Origin of the sequence: Williamsia muralis, from assembly GCF_002735905.1 — a bacterium.
Classification (GTDB): domain Bacteria; phylum Actinomycetota; class Actinomycetes; order Mycobacteriales; family Mycobacteriaceae; genus Williamsia; species Williamsia muralis_A.
The window spans coordinates 756,181-772,838 of the sequence record NZ_PEBD01000004.1; the positions used below are offsets into that span (position 1 = coordinate 756,181).

The 16,658-nt window shown below is 62.8% G+C and carries 13 protein-coding genes; 5 read left to right on the top strand and 8 right to left on the bottom strand.

Going from position 1 to position 16,658, the window contains the following annotated elements; all coding sequences use genetic code 11:
- Positions 1–3 precede the first annotated feature (3 nt).
- Positions 4–1,611, bottom strand: coding sequence for a PucR family transcriptional regulator (locus CSW57_RS04245; RefSeq protein ID WP_099381561.1), 1,608 nt, complete (start codon positions 1,609–1,611; stop codon positions 4–6).
- A gap of 146 nt (positions 1,612–1,757) precedes the next feature.
- Here CSW57_RS04245 and CSW57_RS04250 point away from each other — a divergent pair, with 146 nt between their 5' ends.
- The 4 genes from CSW57_RS04250 to CSW57_RS04265 all read left to right on the top strand — a co-directional run bounded on the left by CSW57_RS04250 (position 1,758) and on the right by CSW57_RS04265 (position 5,881).
- The gene (locus tag CSW57_RS04250; RefSeq protein WP_099382041.1) at positions 1,758–3,248 is read left to right on the top strand and encodes a CoA-acylating methylmalonate-semialdehyde dehydrogenase; all 1,491 of its coding nucleotides are present in this window, start codon (positions 1,758–1,760) and stop codon (positions 3,246–3,248) included.
- 15 nt (positions 3,249–3,263) lie between these two features.
- Positions 3,264–4,646, top strand: coding sequence for an aspartate aminotransferase family protein (locus tag CSW57_RS04255; protein WP_099381562.1), 1,383 nt, complete (start codon positions 3,264–3,266; stop codon positions 4,644–4,646).
- 283 nt (positions 4,647–4,929) lie between these two features.
- A complete protein-coding gene (locus CSW57_RS04260) occupies positions 4,930–5,238 on the top strand; it encodes a hypothetical protein (RefSeq protein WP_099381563.1) in 309 nt (102 codons plus the stop codon).
- Between the two features lie 115 nt (positions 5,239–5,353).
- A complete protein-coding gene (locus tag CSW57_RS04265; protein WP_143696468.1) occupies positions 5,354–5,881 on the top strand; it encodes a hypothetical protein in 528 nt (175 codons plus the stop codon).
- A gap of 697 nt (positions 5,882–6,578) precedes the next feature.
- On the opposite strand, the gene CSW57_RS04270 is transcribed toward CSW57_RS04265, so the two are convergent.
- The 3 genes from CSW57_RS04270 to CSW57_RS04280 all read right to left on the bottom strand — a co-directional run bounded on the left by CSW57_RS04270 (position 6,579) and on the right by CSW57_RS04280 (position 9,792).
- Complete coding sequence (locus CSW57_RS04270; RefSeq protein ID WP_099381565.1) at positions 6,579–6,998, bottom strand: hypothetical protein; 420 nt, start codon at positions 6,996–6,998, stop codon at positions 6,579–6,581.
- A gap of 456 nt (positions 6,999–7,454) precedes the next feature.
- Positions 7,455–7,877 (bottom strand): hypothetical protein, encoded by a 423-nt coding sequence (locus CSW57_RS04275; protein WP_099381566.1) that lies wholly within the window; start codon positions 7,875–7,877, stop codon positions 7,455–7,457.
- 73 nt (positions 7,878–7,950) lie between these two features.
- Positions 7,951–9,792 (bottom strand): alpha/beta hydrolase, encoded by a 1,842-nt coding sequence (locus CSW57_RS04280; protein WP_099381567.1) that lies wholly within the window; start codon positions 9,790–9,792, stop codon positions 7,951–7,953.
- A gap of 45 nt (positions 9,793–9,837) precedes the next feature.
- Here CSW57_RS04280 and CSW57_RS24240 point away from each other — a divergent pair, with 45 nt between their 5' ends.
- Positions 9,838–10,077: a hypothetical protein gene (locus CSW57_RS24240; RefSeq protein WP_143696469.1), complete on the top strand. Its 240-nt coding sequence runs from the start codon at positions 9,838–9,840 to the stop codon at positions 10,075–10,077.
- A 212-nt stretch (positions 10,078–10,289) separates the two neighbouring features.
- Here the strand turns inward: CSW57_RS24240 and CSW57_RS04285 are convergent, their stop codons facing one another.
- Genes CSW57_RS04285 through CSW57_RS04300 form a run of 4 tightly spaced genes read right to left on the bottom strand, consistent with a single transcriptional unit; the run spans position 10,290 to position 16,646 of the window.
- On the bottom strand, positions 10,290–11,027 hold the full coding sequence (locus tag CSW57_RS04285) for a TetR/AcrR family transcriptional regulator (RefSeq protein ID WP_099381568.1): 738 nt from the start codon (positions 11,025–11,027) through the stop codon (positions 10,290–10,292).
- A 19-nt stretch (positions 11,028–11,046) separates the two neighbouring features.
- Positions 11,047–12,621: an FAD-dependent monooxygenase gene (locus CSW57_RS04290; protein WP_099381569.1), complete on the bottom strand. Its 1,575-nt coding sequence runs from the start codon at positions 12,619–12,621 to the stop codon at positions 11,047–11,049.
- 9 nt (positions 12,622–12,630) lie between these two features.
- A complete protein-coding gene (locus CSW57_RS04295) occupies positions 12,631–14,328 on the bottom strand; it encodes a (2,3-dihydroxybenzoyl)adenylate synthase (RefSeq protein WP_099381570.1) in 1,698 nt (565 codons plus the stop codon).
- Entirely contained in the window at positions 14,325–16,646 is a 2,322-nt protein-coding gene (locus CSW57_RS04300; protein ID WP_099381571.1) for a hydantoinase B/oxoprolinase family protein, read from the bottom strand. The genes CSW57_RS04295 and CSW57_RS04300 overlap by 4 nt, the downstream gene beginning before the upstream one ends.
- Positions 16,647–16,658: the final 12 nt, after the last annotated feature.

Below are 16,658 nucleotides of genomic sequence, written 5' to 3' on the forward strand. Positions count from 1 at the left end.
CACTCACGATGGATCGATGATCATCAACGCCGTGTGTAAGGACGTGCGCGACTCGGCGTCGTTGAGGTCAGCGCCCAGTAGTCGCGACAGCGTGTCGAGGCGGGCATAGAGGGTAGGCCGCGAAAGCCCAAGTGCTTTGGCGAGTTCGGCCTTGTTGCCGCCGAGGTCGAGGTAGCGACGCAGTAGCGCGAACAGTTCGTCACCGTGTTTCGCGCGGTGCTCGAGCAGACCCCGCAATTCCGTTTCAGCAAACGCTTGCACCCGCGGATCGTCGCGAATCAACGCGACCAGTCCTCGAAGACGGGTGTCGGATGACCGATGGAACGGGCGCTCGTCGGGGAGGGCGAGCGCGACGTCGGCAACGTGACCGGATTCGTCGAGACCCTGTGCCGCATCGGTGATCTGAGTCGACTCGGGGCCGACACCGATCGCGCATCTCGTCACGCCTTCGACCCGCATGATGGTCTGCCGGATCGCGATGCACACGTCGGTCATCGTGTCGAGACGCTGAGCGGTTGCAGCGGTGTGCCGCTGGGCCAGCAGCACGTCGATACGTCTCCCGCCCTCGGATGCCGTGGTGAGCGCGGTGTGCCGTTCGACTTTGATCGTGTGCGTGACCGAGTCGAGAATGCGGGCTCGACGTTGCTGCACCAGCACCTGATCCGCGCCACCGGTATCGCGGAGTCGGATTGTCATCGCGATGTACGCGGGGCTGCGTCGAAGCCCCAGCGCGAATGCTCTGGCCGTTGCTTCTGCCTCGGTGCGAATGCGGTTGTGCCGCAGGTCGTCTATCAGGCCGCCCTGCGCGCGCAGTTCGAGCGAGCTGCGGTCTTGCTCGGTCATCCGGTTGAGGGCGATCGCCTGAGCGGCTCGTTCGACGATGACCACCGATCGGTTGCCGGCATCGTGCGTCTGCGGCGCGACCAACCTGCCCCAGGTCTGGGGATGCGCGCCCACGGGCCGGGCGAGCCAAGTGTCAGGGTCGGCGTTGTTGTGGACGTCGACCTCAGGGGTCAGGCGGGATCGACGGTCCCAGTCGGTCAACAGTGTTGCGGGCTCGGCGCCGGCAAAGGCGACAACCTGCCGGTTCAGATCTTCGAGTACCACCGGTGACCCGAGCATGTGCGCTGCGGCCGTGACGATTTCGTCCACACTCGCACGGCGCATGCTGAGGTCGGTGAAAATCTCGTGAGCGCTGCGGGCGAACTCGAGTTCACCGTACTGGTCGGCGACGATGGTGCGGTGCACCTGTTCGGTGAGCTGCACGAACCGGATCTGCCGGTGCAAGGCGATGACTGGAAAGGCGAGTGAGCGGCCGGCCTCGATGACCGATCTCGGCACCTCATCGATATGGACCCCCAGCTCGACGATCAGTCCGACCGCGCCCGCCGTGACCAGGCCATGCAGGTAGGTGTCCCGCGCCGGGGTGTCAGCCAGCGCGCGGCCGGTGGTGAGCACCAGTTCGCCGCCCTCGAGCAGGTCGGACAGGTCGGCGAGGTCGCTGACGTGCACCCAGCGGACCGGCACATCAATAGAGCCGTCGGAGACCAGTTCGGGCCGCCCTGCCTGGACCACTGGGAGTGCGAGGATGTCCGCGACCGTCGGCTGCATTGACACAGTGTAAGGCAATCGAAGTTGAAGAATACATACTGTCGGCCCCATCGGGACTGGTCAGCGTGAATGCTGGAACCCAGAGAAGTCCCTTTGACGATAGGACCCCCGTGACGCAGACCGTTGCCGACAAACCCGCCACCACCGTGTCAACCATCGGCCATTGGAGTGGGGGCCAAGCCTTCGCCGGCGCGGCCGACCGCACTGCCCCGGTCACCAATCCCGCGACCGGTGAGATCACCGGGAACGTGGCATTGGCGGATGTCGACGACGCTCGTGCGGTGATCGATTCCGCGCGAGCTGCATTTCCGCAGTGGCGAGACACATCACTGGCCAAGCGCACGTCCGTGCTGTTCGCCTTCCGCGAGTTGCTGAACTCGCGCAAGGGCGAGCTGGCCGAGATCATCACCGCCGAACACGGCAAAGTGGTCAGTGATGCGCTCGGTGAGATCAGTCGCGGCCAGGAAGTGGTCGAATTCGCTTGTGGCATAGCCCATCTGCTCAAGGGCGGGATGACAGAGAACGCCTCGACCAAGGTTGATGTCGCGTCGCTTCGTCAGCCGCTCGGGCCGGTCGGCATCATCTCCCCGTTCAACTTCCCGGCCATGGTCCCGATGTGGTTCTTCCCGATCGCCATCGCCGCGGGAAACACCGTGGTGCTCAAGCCGAGTGAGAAGGACCCGTCGGCGGCGTTGTGGATCGCCGAACTCTGGGCCGAGGCAGGTCTGCCGGCGGGCGTGTTCAACGTGCTGCAGGGTGACAAGGTCGCCGTCGACGAATTGCTGACCAATCCTGTGGTCAAAGCCATCTCGTTCGTCGGCTCCACGCCCATTGCGCAGTACGTCTATTCGACGGCAACAGCGCACGGCAAGCGTGTGCAGGCACTCGGCGGGGCCAAGAACCACGCCATCGTTCTTCCCGATGCAGACCTCGACCTGGCAGCCGATGCCATGGTGAATGCCGGCTTCGGCTCGGCGGGGGAGCGGTGTATGGCGATCTCCGCGCTCGTCGCCGTCGGCGGCATCGCCGATGAACTCGTGGCCAAGATCGCCGACCGCACCGTGGGCCTGAAGATCGGCGACGGAACCCGCGGCACCGACATGGGGCCGCTGGTCACCAAGGCCCACCGCGACAAGGTTGCCTCCTACGTCGACGCCGGTGAAGCCGACGGCGCGACCATCGTGGTCGACGGACGCCAGGTGCAGGCTGACGGTGGTTTGGGCGGATTCTGGCTCGGCCCAACGCTCATCGACCACGTGACCACCGACATGAGTGTGTACACCGACGAGATCTTTGGTCCCGTCCTGTCCGTAGTTCGAGTGGACACCTACGACGAGGCCATCGATCTGGTGAACTCCGGGCCGTTCGGCAACGGCACGGCCATCTTCACCAACGACGGTGGCGCGGCACGTCGGTTCCAGAACGAGATCGAGGTCGGCATGGTGGGCATCAATGTTCCGATCCCTGTGCCCACCGCGTACTACAGTTTCGGCGGCTGGAAGAACTCGTTGTTCGGCGACACTCACGCGCACGGCACCGAAGGCGTGCACTTCTACACCCGCGCCAAGGTGGTCACCACCCGCTGGCTCGACCCGAGCCACGGCGGCATCAATCTCGGTTTCCCGCAGAACAACTGACGCACGGAGTTTCCCATGACTGCAGTAGCTTCCACTCTCCCCATTGGCCACGACATCGACTCCGCACTGGCCGAGGGTCGACGTGCTTACGAACTCGATCGCACACACGTGTTCCATTCGTGGTCGGCACAGGCCAAGATCGACCCGATGACAATCGTTGCCGCGCAGGGCTCGTACATCTGGGACGGCGAAGGCAATCGGTTGCTCGATTTCTCCTCGCAGCTGGTCAACACCAACATCGGGCACCAACATCCGAAAGTTGTTGCCGCGATCGCCGAACAGGCGGCGAAGCTCTGCACCGTCGCGCCACAACACGTCAATTCCGCACGGTCCGAGGCTGCCCGGCTGATCGCCGAGCGAACACCTGGCGACCTGAACCGCGTGTTCTTCACCAACGGTGGTGCCGATGCGGTGGAGCATGCGGTGCGCATGGCGCGGCTACACACCGGGCGATACAAGGTGCTCTCGCGTTACCGCTCCTACCACGGTGGTACCGACACGGCAATCAATCTGACCGGCGATCCCCGGCGTTGGCCAAACGACTACGGGACCAGTGGCACAGTCCATTTCGACGGGCCATTCCTTTATCGCTCCACCTTTCATTCGGCTGATGAGCAACAGGAGTGCGACCGGGCGCTTGAGCATCTCGACCGACTGATCGCCATGGAGGGCCCCGCTTCGATAGCGGCGATCATCCTCGAGTCTGTGCCCGGCACCGCTGGAATCATGGTGCCGCCACCGGGATATCTGGCGGGCGTCCGAGAGATCTGCGACCGCTACGGGATCATCTACATCGCCGACGAGGTGATGGCCGGGTTCGGGCGAACCGGGCAGTGGTTCGCCATCGACAATTTCGACGTCACCCCGGATCTCATCACCTTCGCCAAGGGTGTGAATTCCGGGTATGTCCCACTCGGCGGCGTTGCCATCAGCGATGCCATCGCCGCGACCTTCGCTGACCGACCGTACCCGGGCGGCCTGACGTACTCCGGCCATCCGCTCGCCACGGCGGCGGCGGTCGCCACCATCAATGCGATGGAGGAAGAGAAGATCGTCCAGAATGCGGCCCGTATCGGTACCGACGTTCTCGGTCCGGGACTGCGGGAGTTGGCTACCCGTCACCCGTCGGTCGGCGAGGTGCGGGGGCTCGGAGTGTTCTGGGCCATCGAGTTGGTGGCCAATCCGGCCACGCGTGAGCCGATGGCGCCATATGGGGGTACCAGCACCGCCATGAACGAGGTGATTGCTGCCTGTAAGTCGAAGGGACTGTTGCCGTTTGCGAACTTCAACCGCATCCACGCGGTGCCGCCGTGCACGGTGAGCGCCGACGAGGTACGAGAGGGCCTGGCCATCCTCGATGCCGCGCTCACTGTTGCCGACCGGCATGTGGTGTCCTGACCGTCCGCTAGCGCAACGCATTCGCTCATTGTTCTCGAGTTTGCTCGGCCTACGGACCGAGCAAACTCGGGTTTCGTGAGCGGGTTGTGACTGGCGTTGCGAGTGGGGGCATCTAGGTGCTGAGGGGATCAGATGCGGCCCGTCGAGTGGCGTACTGCACCGCGAGCGACTGTCAGGCGGGCGATGTACCATTTCCGACCGGGGGAGTCGTTCGGTCATCCGCTTTTCGTGAAGGCCGAACGTAAGTAGACCGCGCTCGGCGCGGATGAGTCTGGGGGTAGGGGTGGCTCCGAACGATGTCAGCGAGACGTTCAGTATCAGTCCGGCGGAGGTCATGGCGACCGCAAGCACGTGGCAGCAACAGGGCGTCGTTGTAAACGGTCTCGATTTCTCTGGCATGGCGTGTGCCAGTGGCGCGGGATCACGAACCTTCGCTGCGGTTGTGGCGTGCAATGTGGCCGCCACCAACGCGACCGAGTCGATTGGCGCCAGACTGACGACGCTTGGTGAGAGTCTGCGAACCTTCACGGTGACGTCCAGTGAGAACGATCGCACCACTGCCGATTCCTTCACCAGGTTGATGCCGCGCTGATGCGTCCGACGATCTCCCAGCTACGTGGCTGGAATCCTGGTGAGCCCACCGATCCGCTTCACGGGGATCTCGACCTGCCAGGACCCCTCCCCGACGTTCCGCCGAAACTGCCGTGGTGATCATGAAAACCCGTCCGGTGGTTTTAATGGCTGTTGTTGCGGTCCTTCTCCTGGCCGGGTGCTATAGCTATAACGACGCGGAGGTGCAAGTTCGCGACATCCCACGCGACAAAGCGTGGCGGGTCATAAACAATAACCTTCATGAAGTCGTTCCCTCGTGGGATCCTAATTACCCGTTCCCGGAGAACCCATTGTCTCCTCCGCCCAACATGACCGGGTGCACGACCGGGAAGAACAGCTTTGCGTCAGGGCCTCCCTGGAGTATGCGGGTCGCTCAGAGTTTGCTGGAGCCCACCCCTCTCGAAATTGAACAAATCAACATGGGTTTTGCTGCGCTAGAAGCTCGCCAATATTCGTATTTCGACAATCCGGCAAAGCTTAATTCAGAGAACAAGTGGATCGAGAACGACGCTGGTTATGCTGTCCAGCTGTGGGTTGACGTCGGACAAGACGGCACCCGATCGTACGAGCTGATTTCGTCCTCATCCTGCATACGCTTTGATGGAGATGACCAGTACAAATGACTATTGCGAGGCGGCCCGCGGTTTGTAAGTCGTATGGTCGGAGGCCATAAAACGCGCCGTTCGCCAAAGCCGATGGAGGTGACTGTGGCGCGAGTAGGTCCAAGCGTTTCGCTGGCAACCTTGCTACTGACCGGCCTTCTGACGTCCTAGCGAAGAGATGGTGCTGTCCGTCAGCTTTTGCTGCTCTTCCACGCAATCAGAGTCTGTCCTGGCGTGCACTCCGTGATGACTAACACGGTCCGGTCCTGAGGGGAATTGTCCACCAGAATGCGGTCGTGTGCTTCGAATCGAGAGGCACGATCTTTCTCCGGACATGGGGGTCGGGGACTGTTGCACACCAGAATGTTCGCGAATGCCTCTGACAACTGCCCTGGGAAGTAGGCAGATACGTACGGATGCCACTGATCCGTGGGCATCAGGAACGATAAGTCAGTGCAGTTTCCCTTCGCCGAGGAATCGCTGTAGGCCTGAACTTCTTCGGCGCTGTCAGGTAGCGAGACTTTCAGTACAGTCGCGGCCTCCGCGGGATCGTCTGTATCGATGTCAATGCCGAACGCGCAACCCGTGACACCTGTCGCGACTACAAGAGCTGGGACGAGAGCGCGGACTGAACAACGCGGCAATAGTTGGGTCATTGCCGACGGTCGTCTCATTGCGTAATCCTTTGTCTGCGTGTTGCATCAGTTGGCCGCACCCTCTACCTCGGCGTTGACCAGGAGGTGTTTCGGGTTCCGGATGTTCCGACTACGTCGAAGTTTTGACCCCAGCCTGCTCGGTGCAGATCGTTGAGATCAGAAGGTTCTGGGTACCAGTGCTTGTCAGTTGTGTCCCAGTTGTAGTAGTCGTACACGCTGGTCTGGTAGGAAACTTCATATCCATCTCCGTCTGAGCTAGGTATCGCAACGCCGCTGGACTCGAAGCTGTATGCATGCACTGCCATGTACCAATCCGGATTCGAAGCCAATTCCGGCTCAAATCTGCCGTAATCGCCGCCGTAGGTTCCCTCGAAGACGACAGGCCCTTCATAGCCTGCTGGCAGCATGTTTCGGGTCTGCGCTAGCGAACTGGTCGCTTGATCGTCCGCCGAAGCCTTGAAACCGGGCATGTCGGAGAGCATGGCGTCGACATCGACCGTGTAATCGCTCCCACTGTTTTTGAGGTAGTCATCCCCCCGGATTTTCGATTTGTGCGATGTGAACTTTAACAGATCAGCGAGAAGCTGCCCGGTTGCGATTTCAGGCGACTGGTTGCGGTCAGTAAAGCTTCGTCAGTGGGTGGAGAATGTACCTTCGGGAACCGGTCTGTGAAACAGGGAGGATCAAAAGCATTTAGCGCGAGCGATTTTCGCCGCCTGGGGCCCCACAGTTTGCAGCGGTCCGACGCGCCGCAAATGGCAGAGCAAGCGCACACATGGCGTAGTCGTATTCAGTTCCAGTACGTCCAGCGCTGGCCGAGGAATCCAGATGCCTATTGGGATTATCTGGCTCAGACCGATGTTTTGGGCTCGCATAGCTCGATCGCGTTGCCTTCGGGGATTCAGTGCTGCCTAGGGCTCCTGTGAATCGTGCCACTATCAAGGCCTGTCGACCGTGCACGGACTCATCGAGAACACATCGAAGTCCACTCGGTCTGGGAGTTTTGAAGCCGAGATGCCGACGGTATAGCCACGGTCGTCCTTGTAAACGCGCTGTTCTGGATAGCTAGGAAGCGGGCCTTTTGGCTGAAGCCGATAACCATATTCGGTAAGGGCGTCGACCCGTCGCACTGCCTCCGCGATCTGTTCCGGACGTGCGAGATATTCAGTGGCGCTCACGATCCATGGTGGACCGAGGCCGATCGCGTTCTTGTCGAAATTGGTGCACGGTGTCAGAGTTGCATGCTCGGGTGCGACGACAGTGTGTCCCGGATAGACAAGCCGGACGTTGTCGGTCACCACCTTTCGAGCTTCAGCCTCCGACTTGACCGCGCTCGGAGCGTCATCATCGCCGCCGCTCACAGAGCATCCACACGCCAACGCAATAGCTATCGCCGGGAGCATTGATGTACGCGCCCCGTAGATCATCTGGCGTTTATTTGACATCGATTCTCGGTCCTAACTCTGCGTTGTCGGTAACGACCGGGTTGCCGTAAGGGTCCTCGGCGAACTCGGGCAATGTGATTGGGGGTAGTAGTCCAGGTATATGAGGTAGTGTCGACCCGGAAATGCCCGGTAGTACAATCCCTTTGGCGCCATCGATGCCCTCGTCTAATCCGTCACCCTCGTCGCCCAGGTCCACATCTATGTTGTTGGACTCAATCCCGCGTTCGACGTATCCGGTGACCTCGCCGCCGCTGACGACACCGACCATATTCTGAAACGCAGTGGAGTCTCGATCGTTCCAGTAGTCTCCATGACCATCGGGTCCGAAGATGACTTCGCCGGGATGCTCACCGTTCCGGGCGCTGTAGTAACCGGTGTCAAGCCTGGTCACACCGGGGACTTCGTCGGTATCACCCCCATGCGGGTTCACCCGCTGATCGATGGACTGAGTAGCACCGATCATGTCACCGGGCGCGGTCATCGAGAAGCGTTGAACGTCTGGGTTCGCGTTGTTCCAAGGCCCGTCGTAAACGCCTGTGCCCGCGGACGATGCGTACAGAATGCGATCGGCCCGGAGCCCCAGCTGTTCGGCCGACCCGACGACCGATCCGCCGTACGAGTGGCCGATGTACGTGACAGGCGTGCCCGGTGAATGCGCGTCCACTGCCCGGTCTATCTCCTTGCCGAACTCCACCAGCCCTGGCGCCATCGAGCTGGCATCGCCGGGAAAGGGCGCCTCCGAGATGAGCTCCTGGGGGAGGTCGCCGTTCATGTAAAGGAACACGGGAGAGTCACTCAACTGAGCAAGATTCCAGGCAGCGTTGTGGTTGGTGTTGCTGTCGTTGAGGTTCGAACCAGTGCCAGGTACGTAGACGCCCACTCCTTTGTTGCCGGGATGGAGTGTTCCGATCATCTCGATGATTCGGCCGTTGCCAGTCGGTGAGAAAGCAATGAACTGTTTGTTCATCATTCCATCGTTTGTACTGGCATTTTGGCCGTCATACGTCGCGGGCTTATCGAGCGCGCCGCCTGACTCGGGATCCTTGACAGGCGCCAACATCGAGGCGAGCTGGTTGACTCGCTTCTCGTCAGGCTCTGCCTTTTGACGTTCATCGATCAGCGCGTTGCGGATGTTGATCTCGTTGGCTGCAATCCTCGCGGGGAAGGGAACTCCGTCCGTGTTGCCCATTGTTTCTGGATCGGCGTCGATGAGTGCTTGCATAGCGTCCGGGCTCAGCGAGTTGAGGAACGCTGCGCGTTCATCGGCCGACATGCCGGCCAGACCCGCCACCACGTCATCAGGATCGGCAACCCGCCCGTCCGGGAGCGTGATATCTGGCTGCCCGTTCTTCATGGCGCCCAGATCAAGGGCCGCGTCGGCGATCGCCTTTCCATATGTGGTGTCGAGGCGCTCCACCTCGTCCAGCCCGTTCCCTATGGTGAAGGCTAGATGGTCTGCGTCTGGCTTCCGTTTGGCATCTCGATGCGTCACATCTCCCGAGTCGGAGACGGAAAAGCCCTGCGCCAGCGCTGAATCGACCTGGCCCAGTGTGTACTCCCGCGCGTGAGTCAACTCCCGCTCCGCGTCGCCGAGTGCGTCTGCGAGTCGATTGAAGACGTTGCGTACCTCGTGTCCGTGATCCACCTCTTCGACCACTTTTGTGTTGGCGGCATCGTGTGTACGGCCGGTCCATTCGCCGGCGTTGTCCATCGCACGTTGCACTTCGTCCAGCGCGGCATCGAGGTTCGCGGCATTCGAGGCCACGGTGCTTCCCGCAGTTGACAACCCTCCGAGATTCCAAGCTCTGAGCTGGCTTATGGCCGGTCTCATCAACGCGGGGTCAGGTTGTTCAGTTGGTCAGCCGAGGACGAGTCAGTGGTGTCCGTGTTCTTGCTGAAAATTGAGACAGATGAAGCCATCGACGCGATGCGTGCACTGATCGACTTGATCGCGTCGGTCGCCGGCACACCGCACTGGCGGGCGGCGGCAAGAGTGTCGCTTCCCGTGCCTACTACTTCAGCAACGGGGGAGAAGTTCAACCCACCGATCGTCTCGGCAGCTGCCGACCAGGCGGTAGAGACTCCGGAAATCTCGTCGGAGTCGACGCCGAACTGAGGGGGAGGCTGCGGAACGGGTCCCGGCGCTGCCGGAATAGGACCTGTCGGTTTTGGTGTCATCGTTCCCCCCGTTTACATAACCGCCCTCGCGGCCAACTTGATCGCGGTCCCCACCGCGGGTCGAGTGTACCCAGCGTCTTAGACGCGACGACGGCCCGATCGGTTGCGAGCTTTAGCCGTCATCTGAGCAAACAGGGACCCGCCAGCGAGTCACTCCTCAACCCGCAACGACTGTTCCAGATAGTCCAAGTTCTGCCGCATCCTCGCGATGATGCGGTCTGGCCCGGGTTCGGTTTCATCGGCGTCGGGTTCGAGAACGGAGCTGACGGCCATGTCCGCGAGTTGCTGGGCGACGTCGCGGTCGTCGTCGGTGTCTCCGGGGTGATGCCACCAGGCGATCCAGTTCAGCATTCCGATGATGCCGAGCGCCGCGACACGAGGGTCCGCAGCACGGAACAGCCCGGCTGCGATTCCCTCGTTCATCGCGGTGGTCATCTCCCGCAACACTCGACGACGGCTCTGTCGATAGGTTTCAGCCAACGCCGGCGGTAACTCTGCTTCGGAACGGATGAGCAGACGGAAACGGTCTTGAGTCTGCATCTGGTGCAGCCCAATCGACATCGCCATCTCGCGGATCTTGGCAGCCGGGTCGAGGTCGGTGCGCTGGTTGATGTCGTGCAGCAACACCGCCGGCTCTTCGGCGATCTCACTGACCAGCCGGGCGAACAACTCATCCTTGTTCTTGACGTAGTGGTACATCGCCGGACGGGTCAGGCCGGTGGCGTCAGCGATGTCCTGCAACGTGGTGCTGGCCAGTCCCTTCTCGGCGAAGAGTCGGGTGGCCTGCTCCATGATCTCGCGCTCCACCAGCTCGCGGCGCGAGTTGCTGCGCACGCCCGGCTTTCCGGTCGCGGTCGACGGTGTCCCGTCCGGCGTCGACTTGGTCATGAGCGAACAATAGTGCGCGTCACACCGCTGCCGCGTGAACGTCCTCGGCTGCGCCGTCGATCGCCGCCTCATCGACGATGTGCACCAGGTCCGTCCGCTGGCTCGCCAACCCCGCCGCCAGATCGCTCCGGTACGCCTCGGGGGCCTCCACGACCACAATCCGCCCGGTGTTGCGCGCACGTTCGCCCAGGTCGAGACGCGTGAGCACTGCGCCGCGATGCGGCGCACCCGTCAACCACACAACTCGCCCATGTAGGCCAGCGAGCAGTTCGTCAGCCGGATTGCCCCACGCTGATTCGAGGTCAACGGTGACGACAGCGGTGTCGGGATCCGACCGCAGCGACGCGTCGGCCAACCGGCTGTCGGCGAAGAACCCATCTCGCGCGAAGGGCTGCAGCAGCGTCCATTCGCTGACACCGCTACCCGGAACTTCGTCGGACGGCACGCCCGCGTAGTCGGCGAGCCCGCGTCGCGCCACGTCCGGAGCCGATTCAGCGAATCGATCCAGGCTGACCTTCCCAGCGCGGGTCATGTACGCCACCATCAGCTGGTCGACGGGCATGCCGGTGCGGGTGGGAAACGACTCCCACCACAATTCGCTGCGGGTAGCGATGGTCTGCAGGTACTCGACACCAGGTCGGCGCGCAGCCTCGTACGCCGTCAAAGCCTCGTTCAGCGATTCTGACTCGCGCACAGACTGATTCAGGGCGATGGCGTCTTCCATGGCCAGCTTGGTGCCAGACCCGATCGAATAGTGCGCTGTATGTGCAGCATCACCCAGCAACACCACATTGCCCGCATGCCAGCGTTCGCACGTCACCGTCCGGAACCTCAGCCACCGTGTGCGGTTGCCGATGAGGGAGTGGCCTCCGAGAGTGCCGGCGAAGGCATCCTGGAGATACTTCAGCGACTGGGTGTCACTGTCGGCGGGACCGGTGTTCTGCGTCGTGACGTCGAAACCGGCATTGCGCCAAGTGGTTTCATCGGTCTCGATGAGAAATGTGCTCCGATCGGATGCGTACGGATACGCGTGGGCAACAAAGGTGCCGTGCTCGGTGGTGACCGGGGTGAAGATAGCGCTCGGCAGTGCGAAATCTGTTCCACACCACAGGTACAAGCCCTTGCCGGTGGTGATGTTCGGGCGGAATTGATCCGACATCTCGGCCCGCGTCGGGCTACCGACACCGTCAGCAGCGATGATCAGGTCGGCGTCGAGGTCAGCGACGGTGCGTCGCTGTCCGAACTGCAGGCGCACACCCGCCTCGGTCGCGTGCCGCTGCAGCACATCCAGGAGCGACGTGCGGGCGATGGCCAGCAGTTCGCCGTGCGAGAGCCGGGCCACAGAATCACCGACCTGCATCGACATCTCATGCCCGTGAGAAACGTCGACGATCGCATCGAGCGAGGCCGGGTCGGCTTCTCGGAGATTGCGCTGGGTCCGCGACGCGAGTCCCACACCGAAACCGAAAGTCGTATCGGGGGAGCCTTGTTCGTACACGGTCACTTCGGCGGCAGGGTGACTGCGCTTGAAGAGCCGGGCGGCGTAGAGCCCGCCGGGGCCTCCGCCGAGCACGGCGACACGCTGCAATTTCATCGATTGTCCTCACTGGTTCACGGGGACCGACGCGCTGAGCTTGCTCGCCACATCGGCGCGCAGCTGCTTCTTGTCGATCTTTCCCACGTTGGTTTGCGGCAAGGTTGTCAGCCATTCGAGCCGTTCGGGCCACTTGAACTTCGCGACTCCCAGCGCATTCAGATGGGTTTGCACATCAGCCATCGACAGCTGATCACCCTGTGCGGCAACGAGGTAAGCGCATGTTCTCTCGCCGAGCCGAGGGTCCGGCATCGCGACCACCGCGGCGTTGGCGATACCAGGATGCTTGACGAGCAGCAGCTCGATCTCCTCGGCGTTGATCTTCTCGCCGCCACGGTTGATCAGGTCTTTGATCCGCCCCTCGATCGACACGTAACGGACCCCGTCGATCACCGTGACGCGGGCGAGATCGCCGGTCCGGTAGAAACCGTCGGACGTAAATGCCGAGCGGTTGTGATCGGCCGCGTCGAAGTACCCAGGAATGGTGTACGGCCCGCGACAACACAATTCGCCCACGTCGCCGTCAGGAAGAACAGTCTCTGACCCCGGCTCGAGAATCCGGACTTCGTCGTCGTCGGCGACCGGAGTGCCAACGGTGGTCGATCTGGCTGACGCAGGCGCGTCCAGAGGTGTCACCAGGAACAGGCCCTCGGACATCCCGAACAGTTGGCCCGCCCGCTGGTCGACGTCACCGTCGGCTCGGGCGAACAACTCGGGACTCGGCTTCGCGCCGGAGAGCACAACAGTTCGCAGATGCGGTCGTGGTTCGTCGAATGCTGCGGTCGTCACTGCCTGGTAGTGCCCGTGCCCGATGAGCACATCGGTCGCGCGTTCTCGGGCCATCAACCGGAATGCGCTCGGCGCATCGGGAGTGGCCAGGACGAGGCACGCTCCCACCGCGTGTGCGGCATGCAATGCGCACGTGATGCCTGCGTTGTGGATCAAAGGGATCAGGTGCGCGACCCGGGTCTGCTCGGTCCAGCCAAGTCGCTCGGCGTAAAGCCGTGCATTGTCCCAATATTCGACGTGACGGCGGGGGATCACCTTGGGAACCCCGGTTGTGCCGCCGGACAGCTGGAACGCACAGACATCAAGGGGATCGATCGTGGCCTGGATGCGTTCGACTCGTTCGCGTGCGGTGTCGTCCGCAATATCCGAACCCAAGGTTTCCACCGCATGCGTTCCGGCTGCACCGTCCGTCACCCCGACCGTCAGAACCGTCCGCATCGTCGGATGCCCGTCGGCTTGCTCTTGGGCGAACGACACCAGATCGAACGAGAGACCCGCCTCCACCACATGGGCGACCGCGCCCACGGCTCGACTGATGTGTCCGATCTCGTGCCCACGGTGCGCGGCAAGTGTTGCCACCGGCACCAATCCGGCCTTGAGGCACCCGTACCAGGCGAGGACGGTCTCGATACGGTTGGTGGCCTGGAACAGCACGGGATCACCGGGTTGGAGACCCAGGTCGGCCAGCCCTACGGCGATCTGGTCAGTTCGCCTGCCCAGTTCCCCGTAGGTGAGTGACCCGGATTCGGTGACCACCGCAACCCGATCGTGATGGCGTTGCACCGTGTCGTGCAGTCGATCGGCAACGGTCCGGTCGGTCCACGACCCTGACCGCCGATACCGCTCGGCCCGCTCGTCGGGATAGTCGACCAGCCGAGCTCCCCAGCGGGAGCGGCCGGTCGGCGTGGCGACCGTCATTTGCCTGCCACCGCCGGGAGGAGCTGGGTCAGCTCGGCCACGTGGTCGGGATGGTCGGCCGGCACGATGCCCGAGTACACCGCAGTCCAGCACCCGGGGCAGCATTGCTGCCGGAAAACTACTGGAGTGTCGACGTATTCGGCAGGATCCGATGTGACCTGCGGCCCGGCGGTGTGCGACGGGCCCTCGTACACGGCCAGCGACAGCTTGCCGGTCTTGGTGTCGCCGAGAAGTCGCCCGCAGTGCGCGCAACCGACCACTCGGGCGTCGCCGATGGTCACCTCCACGAGGTTGTCGTCGAGCCGCCTGGCTCGGGTCAGGTCGAGCGTTGACTCCTGCCCGGTGGGCACATCGGAACGCTCGCGGCGCTCGTCTTTCAGTGCAGCACGGTGTTGTTCGGTCGCGTTGGTGTCCAGCTCACCGTCTTTCACCACGACGCCATAACCCACTGCAGCGCCGTCCACCGTCACCTTGCCGTTGCGGACATCAAGCGCCACCGATTCGGGGTCGCGGCGCAGGGGGTCGCCGTAACCACCACCGCCCTGCCAGTGCATGTACAGCACCTCACCCGGAGCGAGGTGACTCTCGGCGTAGCAGGCTCCGATCTCCTTGTTGGCACCCAGATCGTCGAGTGAGCCCGGAATGGCACCGCTCGCCAGCAATTCGGTGATGCCGGAGTTACGCGCCAGGATTTCCAATCCCGTGTTACCGGGCAGACCTCCGGCCAATCCGGAGTTCTGTGCGACCGCCTTGCCGGCGGAGGCGAAGATCAATCCCATCGGCAGACTTGTGCCGTACGGGGTCACGGCCAGCGATGCGCTGACGCCGCCGCGATGGCGTCCGGGACCGCCCGAGTCCGGTTCTTCTTTGCGCCACAACGTGAGTAGTGGGTAGAGGAACTCGGTCATCTCGGTGTCGGGGATGCGGCCCATGGGGATGCAGAACAATCCGCCGGTGTCCATGCCGTCGGCCACAGGGCGTCCGCCGTAGCCACCGCTCATCGGCTCCATCAGGATGTTCAGGAAGGGCACGGGTTGTTCTCCGCGTTCGTCGAGGCCCGCGACCACCGCAGTATCCCACGTGCCGCAGCACGACGCCATCACGTTCTTGCCGAGCTCGATGTGGCGGTCGAGCATCTGCGCCAGACACTCGGCAACGAGGTTGCCCGTCAGCCACGCCGGCCCGATCGGACCGCGACTGACCGCGGCTGGGAACGTGGCGTTGTTGATGGTGCCTTCTTCGGCGATCAGGTCGAAGCATCGCATCAGACCACCTGCAGACCAGGGGATGTCACCCGCGAGAATCGGCAGAAGGGCCAGCATCACGCCGCCGCGCATGCCGGCGTACGTGCAGTTGATGACGCCGGTTTGCGGGTCGGTGCCGGTGAAGTCGAAGGAGAGGTGGTTGTCCTTCTTGGTCATTGCGAGGGTGATCTTGTGGACCTCCCGATCGCCGACGCTCGACTGGTCCTGATAGCCGGTGGCGTGCCAGGTGCCGTCGGGCAGGTCGGTCAGCTTGGCGCGCAGCCGACTCTCGGCATCGGCCATCATGCGCTTCATGACAGCTTTGACGGTGTCGGCGCCGTACTGTTCGATGACTGCGAGCAGCCGCTCACGGCCGACGCTGTTCGCGCCGATCTTCGCGCGCAGGTCCAGCCCCACCAGCATGGGTACGCGGGAGCGTCGAACCCATACGTCGGCGACGTCGCGTTGCAGCTGGAAGTCCCGGACCACCTTGATAGGTGGCGTCGGAAGTGATTCGGAGAACACGTCTTTGGCCGCCGGGTCGAACGAGCCGAGTCCTGAGCCGCCGAGGTCGGGCTCGTGGCAAATGGCACTCGTCCAGCCGAACAGCATGCCGTCGTAGAAGACCGGTTGGTAGACCATGACGTCGCTCTGGTGCAGTCCGCCGCCGACCCAGGGGTCGTTGCAGAGGAACATGTCACCCTCGGTGATGCCGGGGTTGGTGGATCGGTGCTGCAGGGTCCAGTAGATGGCGAGGTCGACGGCGCCGACCAGCATGGTGTTGTAGAGGCCCACCTGCACTTCTTGTCCGAGTTCGTCGCTGACGGCGAAGTCGAAGTCGTTGGCGTCGGTGACGATCGGCGATCCCGACATGCGCTTGAGGGCGTCGCCCATCTCGTCGGTGACCGACCACAGCCGGTGTCGGATCACCTCGTAGGTGAGCGGGTCGAGCTGGTCGATCTGTTCCTGGGTGACGGTGTGGACGGGGAGTGACGGGGGCAACGACCTGGAGAGGGCGTCGACATCTATCGGCCGGCTGGAGAAGACTTCTGAGCCGGGGATCGGTGCGGTCATGAATGGGCTCCT